We start from the raw sequence: 19806 nt of genomic DNA, 5'->3' as shown, positions 1-19806 counted from the left end.
TTTCATTTTTACATTTTAGCTGCTTAAATATTGATTCCCCGCCGCTTAGCCCGCGCCATATCTGCTGGTGGCACATGTGTATAAGAGCCTATAACTACATCCGGCAGTTCATCGCGGAAAATATCAAGCATCGTCTTCATCCCAAGTATTTCACCCTGGGCAGGAGGAATCAACTCTAAATAACTCTCCGGGTCAATGTTTAGATTGCGCATCTGAATAAGCTTAAGATCAGTACGTCTTACAAACTCCAGCATCGCTTCAATCTCTTCTTCGCGATCAGTCACTCCAGGGAAGATCAGATAATTGATCGATGTGTAAACCCCCTGCGAAGCAGCGTATTTCAAAGATTTTTCTACATTGGCCAATGTATAACCGCGTGGTTTGTAATAAGCATTATAATGGTCATCAAGGGCACTGATTGTGCTGACACGCATCAAATCGAGCCCAGCATCAACGATTCCTCGCATATGATCGCTTAATCCCGCATTGGTGTTGATATTGATATAGCCCATATCAGTAATCGAGCGCACTTCACGAATAGCTTCTATAATAAGTTTTGCCTGCGTGGAAGGTTCCCCTTCACAGCCTTGTCCAAAGCTGATAATCGATTCAGGCGTCTTTAAATGCTCCAACATAACTTGTGAAATTTCGTTGACCGTAGGCCGGAAATTCATCCGAGTCTGCGGAGATACAAAGCCGCTATCATCAGGTTGCTCAGAAATACAGCCAAAACATCCAGCATTACATGAATAAGAGACGGGTACACCGCCCTCCCAACGCCCTAAAAAGGTATTGGAGGAAGTCAGGCATTCATAGCCAAGCGCACAGTTAGAAAGATGCTCATAGAGGCGGTTATCAGGATATTTGGCTGTCATCTCACCAACACTGACTTCAAGATCTTCTTTGTCACAATTAAGTGGATTCCATTTCTCTGGATTATCGGTAGGGTCTGCCGCAACATAGAACCCGCCATCCTTCCACACTACAGCCGAATACCCAAACAGAGGAAGCTTATAAGACTTATCTGTCTTCACATAACCAGGAAGACATAGACGAGTGTAGCCTTGCGGCAGCAGCGCTCCGACAGCCTGCGAGCCTTCCGGCAAAGACATCATTTCACCCGTCTCAGGGTTCATACCCACAGCACGTGTACTAGGCAAGCCCACGAGCGTAGCACCTTCTGGTAATGGAATTAATTCTTCCTCCAGCATTTCAACAATCATATCCCCACTACGGGCTAGCCCGTACAGTTCAGGATGATCATATACGTTTCCTTGCCCGTCGGCATATACCAAATACATGTTAGTCTCCTCTTATTATCAATTCTCAAGTTGTAGGTACTGAAGGTGTCTTCGCCCGTGTGGTACGACGAGCAGCTGTACCGCTGTTGGAGGTGCCTCCGTTACTTGCAGTCCCGTTTGGTGTTGTTTTTGCCCCAGCAACGTCAAAGGAGGCCAAGAACTCAGCATTAGTCTTCGTATCACGCAGCTTTTTGATGAATCCCTCCACAAAATCGTAGGACTCGTTCATATTTTTGCGAATCGCCCAAATCGTATCCAGTTCTTCTTTGCTCAAGAGCACTTCTTCGCGACGTGTACCTGAACGACGAATATCGATAGCTGGGAATATCCGGCGTTCCGCCAATTTGCGGTCCAAATGAAGCTCCATATTACCGGTACCCTTAAATTCTTCATATATAATATCATCCATACGTGAGCCAGTATCTATTAATGCTGTTGCCAAAATAGTTAATGAGCCGCCTTCTTCCACATTCCGTGCAGAACCAAAAAACCGCTTCGGCCGGTGAAAAGCCGCCGGGTCAATCCCCCCGCTAAGTGTACGTCCAGATGGTGGAACCACCAGATTATAAGCACGCGCCAGACGCGTAATGCTATCCAAAAGAATAACTACATCCTTCTTGTGCTCAACTAAACGAAGTGCCCTTTGCAACACAAGCTCAGCCACTTTAATATGATTCTCTGGAAGCTCATCAAACGTCGATGCAACCACTTCGCCTTTTACAGAACGCTGCATATCGGTTACTTCTTCAGGACGTTCATCAATCAGCAATACAAAGAGCTCAATCTCAGGATTATTAGTGGAAATACTATTGGCAATTTCTTTTAAGAGGAGCGTTTTTCCTGCTTTTGGAGGTGCTACAATCAAACCCCGCTGCCCCAAACCTACAGGAGCGAGCAAATCCATTATTCGGGTAGACAAATGAGTAGGGGATGTTTCAAGCGGTAGCTTGTCTTGCGGATAAAGTGGTGTTAATGCTGGAAAATGAAGACGCTCCGCTGCACTAGCAGGGTTCTCGCCATTAACTGCATTGACTTGAAGCAGGCCAAAATATCGTTCATTTTCTTTTGGTGTCCGACATTTACCAGACACAAGATCTCCGCTTCTGAGATCAAACTTACGAATTTGTGAAGCTGAGATGTAAATATCTTCAGCACTGGGCAAATAGTTAATCGGCCTAAGAAATCCATAGCCCTCAGGCAAAATTTCTAATACGCCTTCCATAAACATGAGACCGCTCTGCTCTGCCTGTGCCCGAAGGATCGCAAAGATCAGTTCCCGTTTCTTCAGCTGTCCGTAATAAGGAATCTGGTATTTCTTGGCCAGCTTATATAACTCGGTCAGCTTCATTTCTTCCAGATCGGAAATTTGAAGATCCATGTAATAACCACCTATTCAATTTTTAAATGAGTTCTTCCTAGTCTATCTACTAGGCAAAAATATGATTCTATTAAAATGCTCATTAGGTTAGTATTACCCCAAATGGAAGGAAATATGCGGTTTGGCCGCAAATTAATACTCCTTCCAAGCGGGATATCCTAATATTATTCATTCTCACGCCAAACATGAGCACCAAGTTGCCGAAGGTTGCTCACTAAATTATCATAACCACGATCAATATACTCTACGCCGGTCACTTCAGTAATACCATCTTCTACTGTTAACCCGGCAATGACAAGGGCTGCACCCGCACGCAGATCAGCTGCCTTTACTTTAGCAGCATTAAGTTTACTGCCCTCAATAATTGCAGATCGGCCTTCAACACGAATCTTTGCGCCCATTCTTACCAACTCTGGCACATGCTTGAAGCGGTTGCTGTAGACGAAATCGCTAAGCACACTAACCCCTTCTGCCTGTGTCAGCATACTTGTCATAGGAGATTGTAAATCTGTAGGAAATCCAGGATAGGTCAGTGCTTTAACATCTGCATGTTCATAATTAGCTCTACCTATAACTCGGATACTTTCATCAAGCTCTTCAATATCCACGCCCATCTCTAAAAGCTTGGCTGTTAAGGCTTCCAAGTGCTTAGGAATAACGTTATCTATCAACACATTACCGCGCGTAGCCGCAGCGGCAATCATATAAGTTCCTGCTTGAATCCGATCGGGAATAATGGAATGACGGCAACCGTGCATTTCCGAGACCCCTTCGATCCGGATGGTTTCTGTACCAGCGCCTTTAATAACAGCGCCCATAGAGTTCAATAGGGTAGCTACATCTATAATCTCAGGCTCTTTAGCCGCATTTTCAATAATTGTAGAGCCTTTGGCTCGTGAAGCCGCCAGCATGATGTTTATAGTGGCACCTACGCTTGATACGTCCAGATAAATCTTCGCACCGCGTAGCTCTTTTGCATATAAGTGGATAGAACCATGTTCGTTGGTAACTGTTGCTCCCAAAGCCTCGAATCCCTTGATATGTTGATCAATTGGACGAGGTTCAAAATTACAGCCACCAGGAAGACCTATTGTCGCTTCTTTGAATCTTCCAAGCAGAGCTCCCATCATATAATACGAAGCTCTAAGTTTCTTAACCGGCCCATTGGGCATTGGAATAGATACAATACGTGAAGGGTCAATTCTCATCTGATTGCCTGACCAGGATACATTAGCGCCAAGCTCTTGCAAGATTTCGGAGTAAACGGCTACATCACTAAGGGACGGTAAATTATCCAGAACAACTTCAGATTCGGCCAAAATTGCCGCAGGAATAAGCGCGATGGCACTATTCTTTGCTCCACTGATGGTTACAACGCCCTCTAGCGGACGTCCACCGCCAATCATTAATTTTTCCATAGATTTATCAATTTCCCCCTACGTGTATTGCAGCTGGGTGGGCAATACGTGCTGTGGACTTTTAGTGATGAAAATGGAAAGACACCGGCTAAGCGGTGTGCTTTCCTCATCAAACTATTCAACTGGACAGAGTAATAGCCCTATCCTTTAACAAATTGCTTGTCCACCTGAGGCGGAAGCTACAATGATTAGGCTTTGTTGTTGGATCCAAATTCGCGAATTTTACCAATAACGGTTTCTTTGATTGCATCACGGCCTGGTGCGATGAATGTACGTGGATCGTAAGCATCAGGTTTAGCAGCTAGAACTTCGCGAACCACTTTTGCGAACACGATTTGATTCTCAGTGTTCACGTTGATTTTGGACGTACCCAGGGAGATGGCTTTCTTGATGTCATGTTCAGGAATACCTGTACCACCATGAAGAACCATTGGGATGTTAGTAGCGTCACGGATTTCTTCCATTTCTTTGAATCCGAGGTTAGGCTCGCCATGGTAAGGTCCATGAACGGAACCAAGTGCAGGAGCCAGGGTGTCGATACCTGTTTCTTTCACAATACGTACGCACTCATCAAGCTTAGCATACATGATGCCGCCGATAACGTCGTCTTCTTGTCCACCAACAGTACCTACTTCAGCTTCTACAGAAACGCCTTTAGCGTGAGCATATTCAACGACTTTTTTAGTCATATCGATGTTCTCATCGATTGGGTGATGGGAACCGTCGATCATTACGGATGTAAATCCAGCATCAATTGCTGCTTTACATTTATCAAAGCTAGATCCATGGTCAAGGTGGATAGCTACAGGAACAGTGATATTCATGTCAATAATTAGACCTTCAACCATTTTAACAACAGTAGTGAAGCCGCCCATGTGGCGTGCTGCGCCTTCAGATACACCAAGGATTACTGGTGATTTTTCTTGTTCAGCGGCACCAAGAATAGCTTGAGTCCACTCCAAGTTGTTAATGTTGTACTGACCTACTGCATATTTTCCTTCAAGTGCTTTGTTCAACATGTCTGTCATAGATACTAATGGCATGGTTTCATCCTCCTAAGAATGTTGGTTGGCTATGTTTTTAAACCGACATCACATACAGGCTTATTATAGCACATCCTGTGTCAAATACTAAATAGGGTAAACAAAAAAATGTCCCGGTGGGACGATTTTTATCCAGCCCATATAACAATTACACTCATCCTCTTCGGAGTCACCACGCGAAATAGGACCGATACAGAAATCACCGTTCTAACTGCATTGATCCACAGACTTGTTATGAAGATGCATGTTTACCGCTACGCGCATTTCGTCTATGTCGAACGGCTTTGTAAAATGCATTAACGCCCCTAGCTTGGTCGCCTCCTTAATCATGTCCAGTTCACCATATGCCGTCATCATAATGACCTTAATGGACGGATTGATCTCCTTTAGATGCTTCAGAATCTCGAGTCCATCCATTCCCGGTATTTTCATATCGAGTAAGACCAAATCGGGTGACTCGCTGCGAACAATGTCTAATGCCAATTTTCCGTTAGCCGCTTGAAATGTTGTATATCCCTCACTATTGAACACTTCCATAAGAAGAATCCGGATCCCATTCTGATCATCGACAATTAATACTTTCTTCTTTTCCATACGATACCCTCCCAGAAATTAAGGCAGATTGACTATACCGCGCTCTCCACAGCGACCGGCCCCTTTAGAAACTACTCCATACGAAACCTATTATTCGTGCTTTACTGTCCAAATCCTGCTAATTGGATAAAATGGGTAAATAAAGAGTCTAAAATGAAATAAATGTCAGTTACAATATTTCTATTAAAGGGTAATACAAAAAGAGAGCCTTCGGATGAAGGCTCTCTTCGATTATTTAAGAACCGAGGGTTCTTTCTGTCTGTGTATAAATTATTGCTGCTCGGAATGGGTCAAAGAGGCTTTGACAAATTCACGGAATAGCGGTTGCGGGCGGTTCGGACGTGAAGTGAATTCCGGGTGGAATTGAACCGAGAGGAACCACGGATGCTCTGGAAGCTCTACGATCTCTACTAGACGGCCATCCGGAGAAGTTCCGGAGATAACCAGTCCTGCTTTTTCAATTTCGTCACGGTAAGCATTGTTGAACTCATACCGGTGACGGTGACGCTCATATACCAGTTCATCATCATAGCAAGACATTGCCAGAGAGTCCGGAATAATCTTACAAGGATACAACCCAAGACGCATAGTGCCGCCCATATCTTCAATATCTTTTTGCTCAGGAAGCAAATCAATCAATGGATATTGTGTATTTGGATCGATTTCGGAGCTGTTTGCACCTTGTAGTCCAAGAACAGAACGGCCATATTCAATTACAGAAACCTGCATTCCAAGGCAAATGCCAAAGAAAGGTATCAATTGCTCACGGGCATAACGAATAGCGGAGATTTTACCTTCGATTCCCCGATCACCGAAACCACCAGGAACAAGAATACCGCCAATACCACGCAGCATTTCGTCCACGTTCTCATCCGTAATTTCCTCTGCATTCACCCAGCGGATCTTAACCTCTGCATTCGCAGCAAAACCTGCGTGTGAAAGTGATTCAACAACGCTCAAATAAGCGTCATGCAGTGCTACGTACTTACCTACAATTGCGATTTCTACTGTCTTCTCTAATTTCTGAATCCGGCTAAGCATACTTTCCCATTCGCGCATATCTGGCGCAGGTGTTGTAAGCTTCAAATGATTAACAACAATCTCGTCCAATCCTTCATCACGAAGGTTCAATGGAACTTCATATAACGTCGAAGCATCGCGGCATTCCACAACAGCATTAGCATCAATATCGCAAAAGAGTGCGATTTTGGCTTTCATATCTGCGGAAAGCTCATATTCCGTACGGCACACGATGACATTCGGTTGAATACCGATACTGCGCAGCTCTTTAACGCTATGCTGTGTCGGCTTCGTCTTCACTTCTCCAGCAGCCTTGATATAAGGAATCAAGGTTACGTGGATATACATCACATTTTCCCGGCCAATATCACTCTTGATTTGACGAATCGCTTCCAGGAACGGAAGACTTTCAATATCCCCTACAGTACCACCGATCTCTGTGATAACAACATCAGAGTTGGTCTCGCGGCCCGCGCGGAACACGCGTTCTTTGATCTCATTCGTAATATGCGGGATAACTTGTACAGTTCCACCCAAGTACTCTCCACGACGTTCCTTGCTGATTACGGATGAATAGATCTTACCTGTCGTCACATTGCTGTTCTTCGACAGATTGATATCAATAAACCGTTCATAGTGCCCAAGGTCAAGGTCAGTCTCTGCACCGTCATCCGTTACGAAGACTTCTCCGTGCTGGTAAGGGCTCATTGTTCCAGGGTCTACGTTAAGATACGGATCAAATTTCTGAATCGTTACCTTTAGACCTCTGTTCTTGAGCAGCCTGCCCAGCGAAGCGGCGGTAATGCCTTTACCCAGGGAAGACACAACGCCACCCGTTACAAAAATATACTTTGTCACTGTAAAACCCTCCTAAATAAAGTCCAAACATAAAAGCGGCACATGGTGTTTATCGTAACCCGTTTTACTATGATCAAAACAGGGGAAATCAAAAGTTTAATTCACCGGGGAAAACATAAACGGTCATCCCTCAAATTCCATTAATCTACAGCTACTTTGCATCTAAAAAAACAAAAAAGTGACACCCGTAGAACCGGGGCACTTTTTATTTTAGAAAACACGTTTATTAACTTACATGATAAGCCCATGCAATAGTTTACTCTGACGATCCCCCACTGTCAAGGGAGGAATTATGCCACAGACAAGACTCTTCAGATTATTGATCTTACTTGTCATCCTCGGAATCTTCATCGTCGCCATCTTCTGCATCGTCTTCGTCCGTATCGTCTTCGTCTATGTCATCTTCATCGATCACGACATCTTCGTCGACTTCTTCTTCGCTGTCGTCGTCAGAATAGAGGTCGTCGCGATCTTCATCGATAGCGTCGAAATCCTCTTCTTCAGCTGTGTAGTTTTCTTCTTCATCAGCAAAATCGTCATCTTCCAAATCATCGTCTTCATCGTTGATGATGCGCACCCGTTTAGTGTTACCAACCGGATCATCGGAGCGCTCAAGAGGATACCAGCGTTTCAGTCCCCAAAGGTTGGTTCCGACACAGGCAAAACGCCCGTCAATGTTAATCTCGGTATATAACTGGGCAATAGTATCTTGGCTTTCTTGATCGGTCATGCCGCGTAACTTGGCTACCTCGACCATCAGATCACGGTAATAATACGGTGTATTGGCTGCTTTAAGCACCAGAAAGGCAAGATCCACCATTGGCATTTCTTTAACTTTCTCAGGGTCTAGCTTTAAATTGAGTGGCGTACTCACTAAAGGACACTTCCTCTCACGCATTGTTCACATTACGGTTTATTTCAATAATATCCATTAACAAAACTAAGTAAAACCTATTTAACAACAAAATGCAAGTCAAATGCAAGAACCGTCCAACAGAAAAAGCCTCCTGCTTATTATCCATACAGGAAACCTGTCTTCATCAAGAAGAGTTGATATGTAATTGTAGCAAGGTTCGCCGCACCCAAAGTTTTTAGAAATGGGATTTAATAAGGCGGAGGAAGACCTCCGCGCATGACTGTATCCACGCCAAGGATCGGCTCCTTACGGGATGTTACAAAGAGAGTTTTAATCTCTTCTGTTTATTTTATGTAAAGCGCCGTCTTTTGACACGCTGGGCAGCCCATTTCCTTAAAAAAGGGCAAGTTCCCATTCGGACCCCTCCCTCCGCTCATACAATATGGCAGCAGGGCACCGAGGAGGGACAGCGAAACCTATGGACTATTACAAATTTTGGAACATGCTTCTTGAAGAAATATCGGTTGCCCCCAAAAATGGTGAGCGGCGTATTCTTACCTTCAACGATCCCCGCCAGTATGCCGGAGCTTTCTCCCAATGGAAGGCTCTAAAAGCAAAGCAGCCCGAGCTGCGGCAAGTACAGGTATCTCCGCTGATTCGGGCCTTCTTCGTGCCCGCTGCCGCCGGAAAGCTGATGAACCGATTTGCAGACCTTCTAAATGTCGAAGACGATCTGCAAATCCAAATCCATTCCATAGCTAACGAAAAAAGCGGAATCGCAGCGCTCCCATGGGGGGTGAAAGCGATTCATGCTCCTCAGGCATGGTCTAAATCAACCGGAGTTCACGTCAAAATCGGCGTCATTGACACCGGCGCGGATTACCGTCATCCCGATCTGAAGCATTCATTAGCCACTGGAGTCAACCTACTACACCGCGGAATGCTGCCGCTGGATGATAATGGGCACGGAACTCATATCGCCGGAACCTTAGCGGCAGCAGGGGGGAATCGCGGAATGATGGGAGTGGCGCCGCGAGCGCTGCTATATCCAGTCAAGGCTTTTGATCATAGTGGATCAGCCTATGTATCCGATATTGTGCTAGGTATTGATTGGTGTGTCCAGAACCGAATCGACGTCATTAATATGAGCTTTGGAATGAAGACTAGAAGCAAGGCGCTCCACAATGTGGTTATAAAAGCGTATCGGGCCGGAATCGCCGTCATTGCCTCCTCTGGGAATGACGGCAAACGTGGCGGGGACTATCCCGCACGTTATCCCGAGACGATAGCCGTGGGCGCCATCGATAAAAGACACCGGGTTGCCGGCTTCAGCAATCGCGGTTCATATATCGATGTATACGCGCCCGGCGAAGGCGTGCCCTCCTGCTGGCTGAAGGAGGGCTACAAAGAAATGAGCGGCACCTCCATGGCGACCTCGCATGTCACGGGAGCCGCCGCACTGCTGCTCGCACTGCGACCGGGCCTCACGCCAAGGGAGCTGAAGCTGCTCTTGCGCCGCACCGCGTCCCCGGTGCGGCTGCGTAAGGGGCAGCGCCGCGCATCCCTAGGCGGCGGCTCTGCCGATGCCCTACGCCTGCTGAGAGCAGGAGTAAGGGCGAAGCGTTCGGTCTCCGCGAACGTGTAGACCCCGCCCGGGCACCGGGTGGGTCACTCTGACGTTAGCGCAGCTGATGCCGGTGCGAAGATCGGCAGCAAAGAAAAATCCGCCCCCCAGGAAACCGGAAGGCGGATTTTTTGTCGTTTGCTGTTGATTTACATGCGATCCGGTGCAGAAACTCCGACAAGACGCAGTACATTGGCAATAGTAGTACGTGTTGCGCCAAGCAGAGCAAGACGCGCCACGGTTTGAGCAGCATCCTCAGTAATTACACGTTCAGCTTTGTAATAACTGTGGAACATCGCAGCCAGCTCATATACATAACGAATGAGGCGATGTGGAGCATAACCTTCAGCCGCAACAGCGATTTCTGCCGGGAGCTCACCAATTTTGCGCAGCAGGTCATATTCATGCACTGCTGTCAGCTTGGAGAAGTCAATTTCAGCGTAATCAGTGATAGAAATCCCTTGCTCCTCTGCCTGACGGAAAATACTGCAAATACGCGCATGCGCATATTGAACATAGAATACAGGATTTTCATTAGAAGTAGAGATCGCCAAATCCATATCGAAATCAAGATGAGAATCCATGCTGCGCATGGTGAAGAAATAACGAATCGCATCGATCCCTACTTCCTCCATCAAATCTTCCATCGTAACCGCTTTGCCGGTACGTTTGGACATTTTGACCTTTTCACCATTCTGGAACAGGCTGACCATCTGAGCAATCAGAACCACTAGCTTCTCAGGATCATTGCCAAGGGCTGACATTGCCGCCTTCATCCGCGGAATATAACCATGGTGATCAGCGCCCCAAATGTTAATCATTTTATCGTAACCGCGGCCATACTTATCGCTGTGATAAGCAATATCCGGGGTAAGGTAGGTATATGTGCCATCATTTTTGATCAAGACACGGTCTTTATCATCGCCGTATTTTGTCGTTTGCAGCCAGGTTGCCCCATCTTGCTCATACACTTCTCCACGATCACGGAGCTCGTCCAGCGAGCGCAGTACTTCTCCGTTCTCATACAGCGAGGTTTCACTGAACCAGATATCGAAGTTTACACGGAAAAGACCTAGATCACGTTTAATTTTATCCAACTCTTTATTAAGTCCATAGGTCCGGAAAAAAGCAGCGCGCTCACTAGGGCTCATCTCGAGCAAGGTATCGCCCTTTTCTGCCACAAGCTCCTTCGCAAAACCCTTAATATCCTCACCATGGTAACCATCTTCCGGCATTTCTGCCTCTTGTCCCAGCTCCTGAAGGTATCTGGTTTCAATGGATTTACACAGATTAGCCACTTGGTTACCGGCATCATTAATATAATATTCCCGGGTCACTTCATAACCTGCATAATCAAGCACATTACACAGCGCATCACCGACAGCAGCACCACGGGCATGCCCTAAATGTAGGCTACCCGTTGGATTGGCACTGACGAACTCCATTTCAACCTTCTGACCTTGACCCAGATTAATACGGCCATAGTCATCCCCCTGCTCAGCAACAAGGCTGATGATTGGGTACAAGTAATTCTTAGACAGGGTAAAGTTAATAAAGCCTGGTCCTGCAATCTCCGCTTTCTCAATAGAAGCTCGGCTCGTATCCAAATGCTCAATAATAGCTTCAGCAATCTGGCGTGGATTACGTTTAGCAATTTTGGTCAGCTGCATAGCAGCGTTCGTAGCCAAATCACCATGCGCCTTATCTCTTGGTACTTCAAGTACAATATCCGGAACCTCTTCCGGTGCAACCAGCCCAGCATTCACAATCGCATCGGCGATGGCTTCTTTTACCCGTTCATTTACAAGCTCTAACGGATTCTTACTATGTGTCATAATTTCGGTTCCTCCTGTATATGCAAACTAATAGCGAACTTTCCTGTCAATTCCTCGTAAACGTACAAATCATATTCCCAGGCAACCGTTAAAGAACGCCCTTCGCGCACAACTTCCAGCTTGTTCGTTTCCGTAGAAAGATTGAACTGCGTATATGGCGAGCGGTAGAATCCTGGCAGACGCCGTCCAGCTTCAAAGCTCTGCTCCGACTGAATCCCGCCATGGCGAATTAGCTTCAGTTGATTGCCTGCAATCTTTATCGTTGTACGAACAGAAACTTCCTCTCCGCGAGGACCCTGCTCTAATTCTTCATATTGAATATATAGATGCGGTCCCTTGGATGTTACTTCTCCATTCGCTTCCATAACATTTCGCTGACCATCTTGAAGGCTCACGAGCGTAATAGAGACATCATATTTGTCAGACTGTATTTCAGGCATCACACGTTCCTCCATTCTGCAAGCCTCTGCATTCTGCATAAGAAAAACGTCTAATGGCAAAGCTTAAACATTTTTATATTAATCAAAGGCCTATTTCGCTTTCCCATTGTACACTATAATCCAGTTCAAAGAAGCATTTCAATACAGAATCAAGCATATCTTCATAAGCACATAAAATATTACCATATTGATGATTAAAAGCACACTTTGAACGTCCATTCTCTATGTATATCATTTACTTCGATAATATTTGCACCTACCAAGCACCTATCGGACATAGATGACCCTAAACGCAGGATGATTCCATATTCGGTGTGATAACGGACCCCTTAGTCGCTATTGGCATAAAAAACAACCCATTTGAACCTCTTTCTAGGGAATAGTGTTACTGGAGTCCGAAACCCTATCCCAAAGGCCGAAAATTTGCAAATTACGTCATCTGGGTCCGTAACCCTCCGAGGATGAGGGATCTGATAAGGCTACTGATAAGGGTACTATTCAAGCAAGCAACCAAGGATAAAAAATACAGAGCAGCGATTCTCCAAGTATCCGGAGAATCGCTGCTCTGCTGTTTATTTGCGATGTTTACAATACTTCGGACCCTTATATTTTTTATTGAAGAGAATTATTGGGTCATCACTTTTAAAGAAAACCTGCGTTCCCATGAAGCTCCGCCGTCTTTGGTCACATACAAGGAAGAGTAATCAAGCTCACGGATGGCGAGCCAGCCCTCTTTATTACTAGTGAAGGAGATTACCCCGTCATAACCAGCGAGCTCCGGAAGATTAGTCCATTGCTTACCGCCGTTATAAGAGCGTCCAACTGCCACTTTCTCTGCTGCTGGAGAAAATCCCACTAAAAAAGATGTGCTGTTTCCCACAAGCTGCAGGTTCCCGGGTTTGCCAGCGGCTGGCCCTTTATTGAATTCAGCCTTGCCACTGCCTGGCGCAGGTCCGCCGCCCGCAGTTTCCTGAGCGATCACACGATTCCAACTTTTCCCCCTGTTCGCACTTTCATATAGCGAGTAGGAGGTCTGACTCATCCCCGTACCGCCATAGAGCACTACAGCGACCTGATCTCCCTTAGCGGAGATTTGTCCAAACTCGGGCTCGGCAAAAGCCGCCTTCAGTGAAAGGCTCCAAGTTCCCCCTCCATCTGTGGTCTTCATTACCCGATATCCGCTTCCCGGCACGATTACAACCGCCCAGCCGGTATTCCGGTCACTAAAATAAGCGCCTCGTGTATTGGGTGGGGTGGAAATTTTACTCCAGCTCAGCCCCCCGTCTTTGGTGTAAAACGTGGCGGCTCTCTCATAAGCAAAACCTTTCTTACTATCGATAAAATTTATTCTTTCAAAGCTGACGGCATTGTTCGAAAGTCTCTTCCACTCCGAGCCACCGTTAGAGGTACCAATTAAATATTGAGCCTGCCCCTCCTCTACAGAAGCAAGAGCAAAGCCATGTACATTATCGGGAAAATCGAATTGTTTGAAGCTCCATTGGCCTTGATAGATCTCTTGAAAATGGCAACCTCCGTCAGAGGTACCAATCATAAATCCATTACCTGCTGCCCGTCCAATATTCCCATTCAAAAACTGAACATCAGAAAAGCTAAGCGGTGTGGATACATCGCCTGAATGCTTGTTTTGCAGGGCCTGTAGCAAGCCGTGATCTCCCGTGCCGCAAGTCGCTGGTGCTGGTGCTGGTGCAGCATGTACAGAAGTTACAGGTGCACTCCAGCCTGAAACCATAATAAGCGTCGCCGAGAGGGCGGTTATTGTCGTCTTATGAATCCTTTTCGTCCATTTCATGATGACACCTCCTAATATGTATATACCCTTACTCACAATCCCTACTCTGTTATACCGCCAGAGAGGATACCCTATCTACCTTAAACAATCACAAAATAGAAACAATTTGTTACCCTCCATATCCCTAATGAATATCCTTCCAGATCCTTCCCCATAATATGAAAGAAAGGAGTCTGGTGCCATGACACGCGAATCAACGAATCCACCGAAACGAAAAAGCCGCTTCCGGCGTTTATTTCGGCTGCTGGCAGCCTTGATCATATTATTTGTATTAACCACCGGAGCTCTGCTCGGTTATCTATATCAAAAAGATCTTCCACCGATTAGCGATGATGTGCGCTCCAAGCTGTTTGACTCCCGGGGCAATGTTCTTGCCACCTTTACCTCAGACGGCCGCAGCCGTGAACCCGTCAAATTAAGTCAAATTTCTCCCCTGCTCATTGAAGCTACACTAGCAGTCGAGGATCGTAAATTTTATGAGCATTCCGGATTTGATCTGAAAGGGATGGCACGAGCTGTTCTTGTCAATCTGGAAGAGGGGAACCGGTCGCAGGGTGCTAGTACGCTAACTCAACAGCTCGCACGTAACCTCTACCTATCCCATGAAAAAACGTGGACGCGCAAGGCTAAAGAAGCTGTCTATACGATGCAGCTGGAGATGAAATACAGCAAAGATGAAATCCTGAACATGTATTTAAATAATATCTATTATGGCCACGGTGCTTACGGCATTGAAGCAGCCTCACGGATGTATTTTGGTAAATCTGCAGCTGATTTAGACCTGGCAGAGAGTACCATGCTGGCTGGAATTCCAAAGGGACCTACCTATTATTCACCATACAACCACATGGACAATGCTAAAAAGCGCCAGAGAATCATCCTGACCGTCATGGCGAATTTAGGTAATATCACTCAGGAAGAAGCCGGACAAGCTGTCCAAGAGAACTTAAACTTCAAGCCGCAAGGGCAAAAGGATACGCTTGTAGCTGCGCCTTATTTCCGGGATTATATCCGCAATTTGGCTATAGAATCGCTCCACATCAGTAATGATGAGCTGGAGCAAGGCGGACTAAATGTCTATACCACCCTTGACCCTGACATGCAGCATGCCGCAGAAAATGCCGTTGACACAGAGATGGATCAAACTAGTGATCTGGAGACTGCGCTTGTATCCATCGATCCTCGCACCGGTTACATCAAAGCAATGGTCGGCGGAAAAAATTATCGTACCAACCAGTACAATCATGCTTTGGCCACCACACGCCAGCCGGGTTCTTCCTTTAAGCCGATTATGTATTTGGCCGCACTCTCTTCCAAAGAGATGACAGGACTTTCGGTCTTCAATAGTCAGCCAACGATGTTTCATTATGATAACAACCGCAAAACGTATCAGCCCCGAAACTTTGGGGATAAGTATCTGGGTGAAATTAATATGCGGCAAGCTATCGCAGCATCGGACAATATCTATGCTGTTAATACAATTATGAAGATCGGCGCGGATAAAGTGAGCGAAATGGCTGCGAAGATGGGCATTGACAGTCCACTTCAAAGCGTACCTTCGCTGGCACTAGGCACTTCACCGATCAGTCCGCTTGAAATGGCTGCGGCTTTTGCTGTAATTGGAAACAGCGGTCAGAAAATGCCGACCACAGCCATTCTAAAAATAACCGATTCAAATGGCATGGTCCTGTATGAAGCACCTCAACCCAAAGGAGTAACCGTCGTAGAACCTTCAGCTGCCTATGTCCTGACTCGATTAATGGAGGGGGTATTCGAGACTGGGGGGACGGGCAATCGTGTGGCTTCCATAATCAAACGTCCGGTAGCCGGCAAGACCGGCACTACGGATACAGATGGCTGGATGGTAGGATTCACCCCGGAGCTATCAACGGCAGTCTGGGTTGGATACGACAAGGGGCGCGACATCGCAACTACCGACGGACGGCGTGCAGCTCCCATTTTCGCCCAATTTACTGAAAAAGCGCTGGAAAATGTCCCTCCAAAAATTTTCCCCATTCCAGATGGAGTGGTCAGCGTATACGTCAATCCGCAATCCGGTAAACTTGCTACAGCAGCATGTCCCGACAAAGAACTGGAAACCTTTATTAGTGGAACTGAGCCCACCGAATACTGCGAATTGCATGGAACTGGCGCCGCTCCTGCTGTCGATGACACACAAAGCAAGGTAGATCCTGCTGAAGAGAATCGTTCCCTATGGAAGAACATTAAACGCTGGTGGTTGAATTAGCTCCTTCATTTATATTGAAGGGGTTTTTCTTTTTTTATAAGTTATATATTGTAGTAACAACAGGATTTCCAAATTCAAATATCACTTATCACATAAGGGATGTAACCGTTTTATTTATTATGCTTACCCCATTCTCTTAACTCTCAATTACTGCTATAATAGTTATTAGAAACCAAAATATAATGATGTAAATGAGGGACATGGGATGAAGGATACAGGCATGATCCGGAGTTTAGACAGTCTTGGGAGAATTGTGGTTCCCGCAGAAATCCGTATGACGCGTAATATCGACATTGGTGATCCTATCGAATTTTTTGTTTTAGACGAAAAAATCATCGTCCTTAGGAAGTACACCTCGACAGAGTGTACATTTTGCAGAAGCCACGACCATGTCACCTACTATAAAGAGCAGTTTATTTGTAGCAGCTGTCTAAAAGAAATTGTCGATCCTGAACGCATGTCTCAATTGCCAGAGTCACGTGAGGATTTTGTTGTTGAGGCACCTGAGCACAACACCAGCATCCGAAAGTCGAAGACAGAGGAAATGTGCCAACGTCTGGAACAAGCTATTGAAGATCATCCCTATGCCAACCAAAAAGAACTTGCAGAAATCCTCGGGATTAGCCAAGCCAGAGTGAGTCAGCTCAAACGCAAGCTTAGCAGCACAAGCAAATCATAAATTAAAAAAGCTTCGACGCTCCTATTTCCGGAGGTCGAAGCTTTTTCTATATCGGATAACCCTTCTGGAGGCTCCTATACTATTCAGTCAGTGCAGCTTTAAGCTCATCTGAGGATGCATTCCACCATGCTTCATTATGAGAGATCAGAAGGGATTTGAGCGCCGACTTCTCAATGGCTCCAAGCCCTGCCACATCGATCTTGCGTTTAAGAGCTGCATCCAGCTTATTGACATGCTCGGCAAGAATTTTCCATCCGCGGCGCGCTTCTGTATCAATCCACATTTCACAGGCTGTGATTCCACCATAAAATTGAGCTTCCAATGTACGGTCTACCGCTACCCATACCACCCAAACCTGTCTTCCATTCGGTACATCTTCACGATTCATGGAAAATTTAATTCCTTTTTCCACCTTGCTCTTGGCATGCATGGCACCGATATCAATAACCGCCACATCACCATCAATAATGACAGGTGAAACGTTGTTGAGATCTATAGAGCCTGCTCCAAAGCCTTTATGTTTACTTTTAGCGTTCACAATATTTAAGGCAATCTGTTTCTTGCCCTCCGGTTGTATGTTGTCCACGAGTGCACACCCTTCCTCTTACGAATAATTTAATTTTAGCTAATAATGCGGCGATTGCAAACATATACATCCCGTAGATGCTTGTCACGGGAGGAATCACACTATGAAGTCACTGTCATTAAAGTACATCATCTTTGCGACCCTGGCCATCCTCGCGCTGCTGGGAGGAGGAATATGGGCCTTTTCAGGGGATAGCTCAACAGCTTCTGTTACTAGCTTTGCTTCAAAAGAGGCCAAGTCCTCCAGCGGCACAGCGCCTGCAGCCGTACCACAGCAGGTATTGCCTGAGAGCGCACCCGTCCCGGCAGAGGAGGCTTTAAGCCAGCGGGTAGTCGAGTATCACATTGATGTCCAGCTTGTTCCTGACACAGAAACCTTAAAAGCTTCTGAGACAGTAACCTGGACACACCCCGGAGTAAAGCCAGTAAGTGATTTATATTTTCACATGTATCCAAATGCATTTGCCTCATCAGATACCACCTTTATGAAGGAATCCGGGGGGACGCTCAGAGGCGACAGCATGCCTGAGAACGGCTTCGGAAATATGACGCTGACCGATCTGCGCACGACAGAGGGAACTTCGCTAATGCAAAGAGTGCAATATGTTCAACCTGATGACGGCAATATCAACGATAAGACGCTTCTAAAGGTACATCTCCCTCAGCCTGTTAATGGTGGGGAAAGTGTAACACTTAAGCTTCAGTATGAAGTCCAGCTGCCCAAAATCTTTGCTCGCATGGGTGCTTCAGGTAACTTCGTTATGGCTGGGCAATGGTTCCCTAAGCTTAGTGTATACGAGCCTAAGGGCACACGCGGAGTTAAAGAAGAAGGCTGGGACCTGCATCAGTATCACGGGACCTCTGAGTTTTACAGTGATTTTGGCATCTTTAATGTAACGATTGCCGTTCCTTCCAACTATACGGTGGCTGCGACCGGATTTCCTGTAAAAAATGCCAAGCTCAAACAAGATCAAAAAATATATCAGTTCTACGCCGATGATGTCCACGACTTCGCTTGGGCTGCATCCCCTGATTTTACAGTAGCAGAGGAAGCTTTCTCTACGCCGGAAGTGCCTGGAGTACGAATTAAGGTGTATCTCGACCCACTGCACAAAGACTTACAAGAGCGTTACCTTCAAGCTGCCAAGGCTGCCCTGACCTACTTCAGCAAATGGTATGGCCCTTATCCCTACTCTACGCTGTCTATTATCGTCCCACCTAAGGAGGGAAACGGCGCGGGAGGAATGGAATATCCTACCCTTATTACAGCCTTTGGGGCCGCGGATTCTTCTCCAGATACCTCACTTGAAAGAACCGTCATTCATGAGATCGGCCATCAATACTTCTACGGTATGGTAGCCAGCAATGAATTCGAGGAGGCCTGGCTGGATGAAAGCTTTACTTCCTATGCCGAAGACAGACTTATGGAACAAGAATACGGTATCAAGTCTAATTTGCCTTTACAGGCCAGCCTGGTAACTATACCTGAGCCGTTAAATCTGGAAACGTGGAAATATGCAGGGGCGGATTCCTATAGCCGAAATGTTTATATCCGCGGCAAGCTTGTACTTAAAGATATCGAACGCCAGGTAGGTACCAAAGCAATGAACAGCATCATGTCCTCCTACGCTCGTAAGTTCCGTTTCCAGCATCCCGCTACGTCAGATTTTCAGAAAGTCGTTGAGAAGGTAACCAAAAAATCATGGCAGGCCTATTTCGATGACTATATTTATGGTGATGGTGCGCCTGACTTCTCAGTAGATACGATTACTTTTAAAAAAAATAACAGCGGCGATGCTCAAAGCTACGAATCATTAGTGAAGATTTCAAACAAAGGGAGCCATTACGTTGATGTTCCCGTGAAATTCACATTCGCCGACAGCTCTTCGGTGCAGCGGGTCTGGAACGGTGATGGAGCAGAGACTACGTTTCAATTGTTAAGCGATAAGCCTCTTCTCTCTGCTGAGATTGACCCTGAGCATTCCATCTTATTGGAGAGCAAACATTTAAACAACTTTAGGCTGGCGGAAATAGAGCCCAAGACGCTCTCTCGCTGGACGTTAAGTGTAACTAAACTACTTGAAACCGTGCTCGGAACTCTTGTCTGGTGAGGTGAA

Annotated in this window: 15 protein-coding genes; 4 read left to right on the top strand and 11 right to left on the bottom strand. The window is 46.1% G+C overall.

Features of this window, described 5'->3' with window-relative positions; genetic code table 11:
- Positions 1 to 23 precede the first annotated feature (23 nt).
- From NST25_RS00625 to rpoE, 7 genes are all read right to left on the bottom strand, one after another.
- Positions 24 to 1301, bottom strand: coding sequence for a radical SAM protein (locus tag NST25_RS00625; RefSeq protein WP_038568079.1), 1278 nt, complete (start codon positions 1299 to 1301; stop codon positions 24 to 26).
- A gap of 25 nt (positions 1302 to 1326) precedes the next feature.
- The gene (rho, locus tag NST25_RS00620) at positions 1327 to 2679 is read right to left on the bottom strand and encodes a transcription termination factor Rho (RefSeq protein ID WP_036679930.1); all 1353 of its coding nucleotides are present in this window, start codon (positions 2677 to 2679) and stop codon (positions 1327 to 1329) included.
- Positions 2680 to 2843: 164 nt separating this feature from the next.
- Positions 2844 to 4097 (bottom strand): UDP-N-acetylglucosamine 1-carboxyvinyltransferase, encoded by a 1254-nt coding sequence (locus tag NST25_RS00615; RefSeq protein ID WP_036679932.1) that lies wholly within the window; start codon positions 4095 to 4097, stop codon positions 2844 to 2846.
- A gap of 188 nt (positions 4098 to 4285) precedes the next feature.
- Positions 4286 to 5140 (bottom strand): class II fructose-1,6-bisphosphate aldolase, encoded by an 855-nt coding sequence (gene fba / locus NST25_RS00610; RefSeq protein ID WP_036679934.1) that lies wholly within the window; start codon positions 5138 to 5140, stop codon positions 4286 to 4288.
- 207 nt (positions 5141 to 5347) lie between these two features.
- Positions 5348 to 5734 (bottom strand): response regulator, encoded by a 387-nt coding sequence (locus NST25_RS00605; RefSeq protein ID WP_036679935.1) that lies wholly within the window; start codon positions 5732 to 5734, stop codon positions 5348 to 5350.
- Positions 5735 to 6004: 270 nt separating this feature from the next.
- The gene (locus NST25_RS00600) at positions 6005 to 7612 is read right to left on the bottom strand and encodes a CTP synthase (RefSeq protein ID WP_076130377.1); all 1608 of its coding nucleotides are present in this window, start codon (positions 7610 to 7612) and stop codon (positions 6005 to 6007) included.
- 325 nt (positions 7613 to 7937) lie between these two features.
- On the bottom strand, positions 7938 to 8486 hold the full coding sequence (rpoE, locus tag NST25_RS00595) for a DNA-directed RNA polymerase subunit delta (RefSeq protein WP_036679939.1): 549 nt from the start codon (positions 8484 to 8486) through the stop codon (positions 7938 to 7940).
- 460 nt (positions 8487 to 8946) lie between these two features.
- On the opposite strand from rpoE, the gene NST25_RS00590 reads away from it, so the two are divergent.
- Positions 8947 to 10113, top strand: coding sequence for a S8 family peptidase (locus NST25_RS00590; protein WP_036679942.1), 1167 nt, complete (start codon positions 8947 to 8949; stop codon positions 10111 to 10113).
- Between the two features lie 128 nt (positions 10114 to 10241).
- Here the strand turns inward: NST25_RS00590 and argS are convergent, their stop codons facing one another.
- The 3 genes from argS to NST25_RS00575 form a co-directional block, all read right to left on the bottom strand.
- On the bottom strand, positions 10242 to 11927 hold the full coding sequence (argS, locus tag NST25_RS00585) for an arginine--tRNA ligase (protein ID WP_248549730.1): 1686 nt from the start codon (positions 11925 to 11927) through the stop codon (positions 10242 to 10244).
- A complete protein-coding gene (locus NST25_RS00580) occupies positions 11924 to 12367 on the bottom strand; it encodes a DUF1934 domain-containing protein (RefSeq protein ID WP_036679946.1) in 444 nt (147 codons plus the stop codon). Before NST25_RS00580 ends, argS begins: the two co-directional genes overlap by 4 nt.
- 625 nt (positions 12368 to 12992) lie before the next feature.
- Entirely contained in the window at positions 12993 to 14177 is a 1185-nt protein-coding gene (locus tag NST25_RS00575; RefSeq protein ID WP_076130379.1) for a hypothetical protein, read from the bottom strand.
- A 181-nt stretch (positions 14178 to 14358) separates the two neighbouring features.
- On the opposite strand from NST25_RS00575, the gene NST25_RS00570 reads away from it, so the two are divergent.
- On the top strand, positions 14359 to 16425 hold the full coding sequence (locus NST25_RS00570) for a PBP1A family penicillin-binding protein (protein WP_076305518.1): 2067 nt from the start codon (positions 14359 to 14361) through the stop codon (positions 16423 to 16425).
- Between the two features lie 205 nt (positions 16426 to 16630).
- Entirely contained in the window at positions 16631 to 17104 is a 474-nt protein-coding gene (locus tag NST25_RS00565) for an AbrB/MazE/SpoVT family DNA-binding domain-containing protein (protein WP_038568063.1), read from the top strand.
- A 79-nt stretch (positions 17105 to 17183) separates the two neighbouring features.
- On the opposite strand, the gene NST25_RS00560 is transcribed toward NST25_RS00565, so the two are convergent.
- A complete protein-coding gene (locus NST25_RS00560; RefSeq protein WP_036679953.1) occupies positions 17184 to 17690 on the bottom strand; it encodes a YwhD family protein in 507 nt (168 codons plus the stop codon).
- 103 nt (positions 17691 to 17793) lie between these two features.
- Here NST25_RS00560 and NST25_RS00555 point away from each other — a divergent pair, with 103 nt between their 5' ends.
- Positions 17794 to 19800: a M1 family metallopeptidase gene (locus NST25_RS00555; RefSeq protein WP_340393185.1), complete on the top strand. Its 2007-nt coding sequence runs from the start codon at positions 17794 to 17796 to the stop codon at positions 19798 to 19800.
- The last annotated feature ends 6 nt before the right edge of the window (positions 19801 to 19806 follow it).

It is taken from the genome of Paenibacillus sp. FSL E2-0190 (assembly GCF_037992965.1).
In the GTDB taxonomy this organism is placed as follows: Bacteria; Bacillota; Bacilli; order Paenibacillales; family Paenibacillaceae; genus Paenibacillus_AQ; species Paenibacillus_AQ odorifer.
Note: the sequence above shows the minus strand (reverse complement) of the source record. Positions and strands in the feature narration are given on the sequence as shown.

Coding starts and splice junctions, on each gene's coding strand:
- NST25_RS00625 (WP_038568079.1), bottom strand. CDS start 1,301: ATGTATTTGGTATATGCCGACGGGCAAGGAAACGTATATGATCATCCT.
- rho (WP_036679930.1), bottom strand. CDS start 2,679: ATGGATCTTCAAATTTCCGATCTGGAAGAAATGAAGCTGACCGAGTTA.
- NST25_RS00615 (WP_036679932.1), bottom strand. CDS start 4,097: ATGGAAAAATTAATGATTGGCGGTGGACGTCCGCTAGAGGGCGTTGTA.
- fba (WP_036679934.1), bottom strand. CDS start 5,140: ATGCCATTAGTATCTATGACAGACATGTTGAACAAAGCACTTGAAGGA.
- NST25_RS00605 (WP_036679935.1), bottom strand. CDS start 5,734: ATGGAAAAGAAGAAAGTATTAATTGTCGATGATCAGAATGGGATCCGG.
- NST25_RS00590 (WP_036679942.1), top strand. CDS start 8,947: ATGGACTATTACAAATTTTGGAACATGCTTCTTGAAGAAATATCGGTT.
- argS (WP_248549730.1), bottom strand. CDS start 11,927: ATGACACATAGTAAGAATCCGTTAGAGCTTGTAAATGAACGGGTAAAA.
- NST25_RS00580 (WP_036679946.1), bottom strand. CDS start 12,367: ATGCCTGAAATACAGTCTGACAAATATGATGTCTCTATTACGCTCGTG.
- NST25_RS00575 (WP_076130379.1), bottom strand. CDS start 14,177: ATGAAATGGACGAAAAGGATTCATAAGACGACAATAACCGCCCTCTCG.
- NST25_RS00570 (WP_076305518.1), top strand. CDS start 14,359: ATGACACGCGAATCAACGAATCCACCGAAACGAAAAAGCCGCTTCCGG.
- NST25_RS00565 (WP_038568063.1), top strand. CDS start 16,631: ATGAAGGATACAGGCATGATCCGGAGTTTAGACAGTCTTGGGAGAATT.
- NST25_RS00555 (WP_340393185.1), top strand. CDS start 17,794: ATGAAGTCACTGTCATTAAAGTACATCATCTTTGCGACCCTGGCCATC.